This is a genomic window from Streptomyces sp. SID14478, assembly GCF_010548525.1.
In the GTDB taxonomy this organism is placed as follows: Bacteria; Actinomycetota; Actinomycetes; order Streptomycetales; family Streptomycetaceae; genus Streptomyces.
In genome coordinates this window covers 1-4,097 of record NZ_JAAGMG010000788.1, presented here as the reverse complement: position 1 = coordinate 4,097, position 4,097 = coordinate 1, and the positions used below count along the sequence as shown (strand labels likewise).

Below are 4,097 nucleotides of genomic sequence, written 5' to 3'. Positions count from 1 at the left end.
GCCACCCCGGCCCGCGAACTGGTCACGGCCGGGCGCCCGGGCCGCAGCCTGCGCCTGGAGGTCGAGGGTGCGGGCGGCGGTGAGTGGCTGATCGCCCTCGACTCCCCCGCGGCGGCCGGCTCCGCGGACCGCGAGGTGGCCCATGTCGCCCTCGACGGCGTCGAGTTCTGCCGGCTGGCCGCGGGGCACGTGTCGCCGGACGAGGCGGCCGCGGGCCAGGTCGGCGACCGGGAGGCGATCAGGGACGTGCTGTCGGCGACGGCGGCGCTGAGCCGGATGTAGGTCGCGGCCACCGGGTACGGGGTGCGTGCGTTGCCGGGTGCGGCCCGGTGGGGGTTGGTCGCGCCGTTCCCCGCGCCCCTGAAGACATGCGGCTTCGCCGCGCCTTCATCGGGAGATGGCGCACGCAGTGCGCATCTCAGGGGCGCGGGGAACTGCGCGAGCAACCACGACGGCGCCGCACCCGACACACGGCCTGAGCGGACACGGCCTGTGCGAACACGGCCTAAGCGAACACGACCGTCCGCCGCCCGTTCAACAAAATACGCCGCTCCGCATGCCACTTGACGGCCCGCGCCAGCGCCTGGCACTCGACGTCCCGGCCGATCGCGACCAGCTGGTCGGGCGTGACGTCGTGCCCGACCCGCTCGACCTCCTGCTCGATGATCGGCCCCTCGTCGAGGTCGGCGGTCACGTAGTGCGCGGTCGCCCCGATCAGCTTCACACCCCGCGCATGCGCCTGGTGGTAGGGCTTCGCACCCTTGAAGCTCGGCAGGAACGAGTGGTGGATGTTGATGATCCGGCCGCTGAGCTGCTTGCACAGGTCGTCCGAGAGCACCTGCATGTACCGGGCGAGCACGACCAGCTCGACGCCCTCCGCCCGCACCAGGTCGATGACCTGCTGCTCGGCCTGCGCCTTGGTCTCCTTCGTCACCGGGATGTGGTGGAAGGGGATGTCGTAGGAGCCCACGAGCTCGGCGAAGTCCCTGTGGTTGGAGACCACGGCCGCGATGTCGACGGGCAGGGCGCCGATCCGCGCCCGGAAGAGCAGGTCGTTCAGGCAGTGGCCGAACTTGCTGACCATCAGGACGATCTTCATCCGGTCCGAGGCCCGGTGGATCTGCCAGTCCATCCGGAACGAGTCCCCGATCGCGGCGAAGCTGGCGCGCAGCTTCTCCACGGTGACCGGGGCGTCCGCGCTGAAGTGGACGCGCATGAAGAACAGTCCCGTGTCGTGGTCACCGAACTGCTGGCTGTCCTCGATGTTGCAGCCGGTCATGAAGAGGTAGCTCGACACGGCGTGCACGATGCCCTGCTTGTCGGGGCAGGAGAGCGTGAGGACGTACTGCTCGGGGCCGGTGGCGACGGGTGCGGGCGCGTTCATGGAGAAAAGGTTCGCACACTGCGCTCCCCGCACGATCCCTCGTCCCGGGGAACGGACGTTCCTGCCGCCCGCCCCGGCCCCGGGCGGCTCAGGCCGCCCGCGTCATGATCCGCAGCACCTCAAGGGTCCGGGGCGCGGTGTCCGGGTCCTCGCCGTCGCTCGTGGCGAGCGCCACGTGGGCGTCCCGCGCGGCGCGCACGGCCTCCGGCCAGCCCGGGTTGTCCATGTAGACGGAGACGGGCGCGTCCGGTCCGACCTGGTGCATGATGCGCAGCACCCGCAGCACGGCGGAGTCGACGAGGACCGCTTCCTGCGAGTCCCGGAAGATCGTCCCGACGTACTTCTCGGCGGACCAGTTGTCCAGCCAGGTGTCCTCGACGAGGCGGTACACGGCGTCGGTCACGTCCCCGTAGCCGTCCGCACCGGCCAGCCAGACGTCTCGCTGGAACGACGGGTCGGAGAGCATGTGCAGCGCGGAGCGCACATTGCTGCGCCAGCGCCACCACGGCATGTCGTTGAGTGGCATGCCCTCCATCTTTGTGGAGCGACGGCCACGGCGGGAAGACTTCTCCGAGCTTTGCACGGTCATCGATCGTACGTGCCGCCGCCCGGCACCCCGACCGGCCCCCGTAATTCACCTCCGCGTCACCACGTATTGACCGCGGGTCACTCAGGGGTTCGGGATGCGGCGGAATCGTGCAGGTCCATGACCGGCCGGCGCCCCACCACGATCCCGCGCACCACTTTCACCTCGCGCACCCTGCGCACCATTGCCGTCGCCGTCAGCGGCGCGAGCCTGGTGGCCGGCTGCGGACTGGTCCCCGGGACCACGGGGGGCTCCGAGGGGCCGGTCACCGTGATGACCTGGGCCCCGGAACAGACCGGGGCGACCAACATGCCCGGCATACCGGCGATGGCCCGGGCGTACGCGCGCTGGGTCAACGCCCACGGCGGCATCGGCGGCCGGCAGCTGAAGGTCCTCACCTGCAACGACCACAACGACGGCGTGGACGCCGCGAAGTGCGCCCGCTCCGCCGTCGACCAGCACGCCGTCGCCGTCGTCGGCTCCTACAGCCAGTACGGCCGGGCGTTCCTGTCCCCGCTGGAATCCGCGGGCATCCCCTATATAGGCGGATACGGGGTCAGCGACGCGGAGTTCACCAGCCCGCTGTCGTACCCGGTCAACGGCGGCCAGGCCGCCCTGCTCGCGGGCAACGGCGAACAGCTCGCCCACATCTGCGACCGCACCGTCCTGATCCGCCCCGACACCATCGCGGGCGACGAGCTCCCCCCGCTGCTCGACGCCGGCCTCGCCCTGGGCAAGCGGCCCGCCGCCACCGATCTGCGCGCCGCCGAGGACTCCAACGACCTCGACACCCAGGCCGACCGGGCCCTGAGCACGGCGAGCTCCGACCCCCTCGCCGAGGGCTGCGTCGCGGCCGTCCTCGGGGACCGTACGGACACGTTCATGGACTCGTTCCGGCGGCTGCGCGCGGACTACCCCGAGGTGCACACGGCGACCGTCCTCGGCAGCGTCGACCAGACCGTCATCAACCGCACCGGCGGCGCGAGCAGCCCGTACGAGGGCGCGTACGTCACCGGCTGGTACCCGGCGGCCGACGACGCGCGCTGGAACCCGATGCGCAAGGCCATCGACGAAGTGGCCTTCGGCGACAACCGGATCGACCCGGCGGACGCGGGCGTACAGACCACGTGGATCGCGTACACCGTCCTGAAGCAGCTCGTGGACTCGCTCGGCGAGGACGACGACGTGAGCGCGCGCTCCCTGCGCATCGCCCTCGACAAGGGCGCGAAGGTCACGACGGGCGGCCTCACGCCCACGCTGCGCTGGGACTACGCCCACTTGTCCGCGGCCGGCGACTTCCCCCGCCTGGTCAACGCCCGGGTCGCCTTCCAGAAGGTGGACAAGGGGCGTCTCGTCGCGACCCACAAGGGCCTGGTGGACGTGACGGACACGCTGGCGAAGGCGCCCTGACCGGACGCCTTCGTCCGGCTCCTACAGCTGCCCCGCCTCCCGCTGGGTCAGCCCGTACTTCGAGGCGATCGCGTTCCACAGCTTCGAGGCCTTCGTCTTCTGCGTGGAGGCCGTACCACTGGCCGCGTCGCCCGCGTGGCGCTGCGGCGTCACCTTCGCGTGCCCCTTGTGGCAGCCCTTCTTCCCGGCGGCCTGGTCGCCCCACGCCGCGTAGTGGCTGTCCGCCGACGCGGACGCCTTCCACGCACGGGTCAGCGCGTCCTTCAGGGCGGCGTTGTCGGGCAGCTTGTCCACGGCGAGGCCGTTGAGGCGCGTCACCAGGTCGTTGCGCTGCGTCGCGGCGTCCCGCAGGGCCTTGGAGGACGGGGCGAGCTCCTTGCAGGCGCCGATGTTCCCGACGGCGCCGACGACGGCTTCCCGGCTGTTGTTGGAGTCGCCGAGCAGCTTGTCGAGGGCGACGGCCTGCTCCTTGACCGGGTCGGCGGCCGGTGAGGGCGGGTCCGAGGCGGCGGGCGACGAATTCGAGACGTTCTTGGTGGCGTCCGACTTCTTGTCGTCGTCCCCGCCGCCGCTGAGCAGCGCGCCCGCGCCGATCCCGACGACGAGGAGGCCGACGCCGACGGCCGCGATCAGCGGGCCCTTCGAGCCGCTGCGGGCCTTGCGGCGCGGCGGCTCCGGCTCGTACGCCTGCTGGTACTGCGGCTGCTGCGGCTGGCG

General features: G+C 71.7%; 3 protein-coding genes and 2 pseudogenes. 2 read left to right on the top strand and 3 right to left on the bottom strand.

All coding sequences use genetic code 11. The annotated features are described in order from the left end of the window. Positions 1-282, top strand: a pseudogene (locus G3I40_RS26110) (MDMPI N domain containing protein); the annotation flags it as partial. Between the two features lie 223 nt (positions 283-505). Here the strand turns inward: G3I40_RS26110 and purU are convergent. Then, positions 506-1,384, bottom strand: a complete 879-nt coding sequence (purU, locus tag G3I40_RS26105; protein ID WP_164304587.1) for a formyltetrahydrofolate deformylase — start codon at positions 1,382-1,384, stop codon at positions 506-508. A gap of 88 nt (positions 1,385-1,472) precedes the next feature. Then, positions 1,473-1,973 carry a hypothetical protein gene (locus G3I40_RS26100; RefSeq protein WP_164304585.1) on the bottom strand — a complete coding sequence of 167 codons (501 nt, stop codon included), beginning with the start codon at positions 1,971-1,973 and terminating at the stop codon, positions 1,473-1,475. A 117-nt stretch (positions 1,974-2,090) separates the two neighbouring features. Between G3I40_RS26100 and G3I40_RS26095 the strand changes: the two genes are divergently transcribed. Then, a complete protein-coding gene (locus tag G3I40_RS26095) occupies positions 2,091-3,380 on the top strand; it encodes an ABC transporter substrate-binding protein (RefSeq protein WP_164304583.1) in 1,290 nt (429 codons plus the stop codon). A 21-nt stretch (positions 3,381-3,401) separates the two neighbouring features. Here G3I40_RS26095 and G3I40_RS26090 read toward each other — a convergent pair. Beyond that, positions 3,402-4,097 (bottom strand): annotated as a pseudogene (locus G3I40_RS26090) (hypothetical protein); the annotation flags it as partial.

Bases quoted from the DNA above. Each gene is read 5' to 3' on its own strand.
- purU (WP_164304587.1), bottom strand. From the start codon at position 1,384: ATGAACGCGCCCGCACCCGTCGCCACCGGCCCCGAGCAGTACGTCCTC.
- G3I40_RS26100 (WP_164304585.1), bottom strand. From the start codon at position 1,973: ATGACCGTGCAAAGCTCGGAGAAGTCTTCCCGCCGTGGCCGTCGCTCC.
- G3I40_RS26095 (WP_164304583.1), top strand. From the start codon at position 2,091: ATGACCGGCCGGCGCCCCACCACGATCCCGCGCACCACTTTCACCTCG.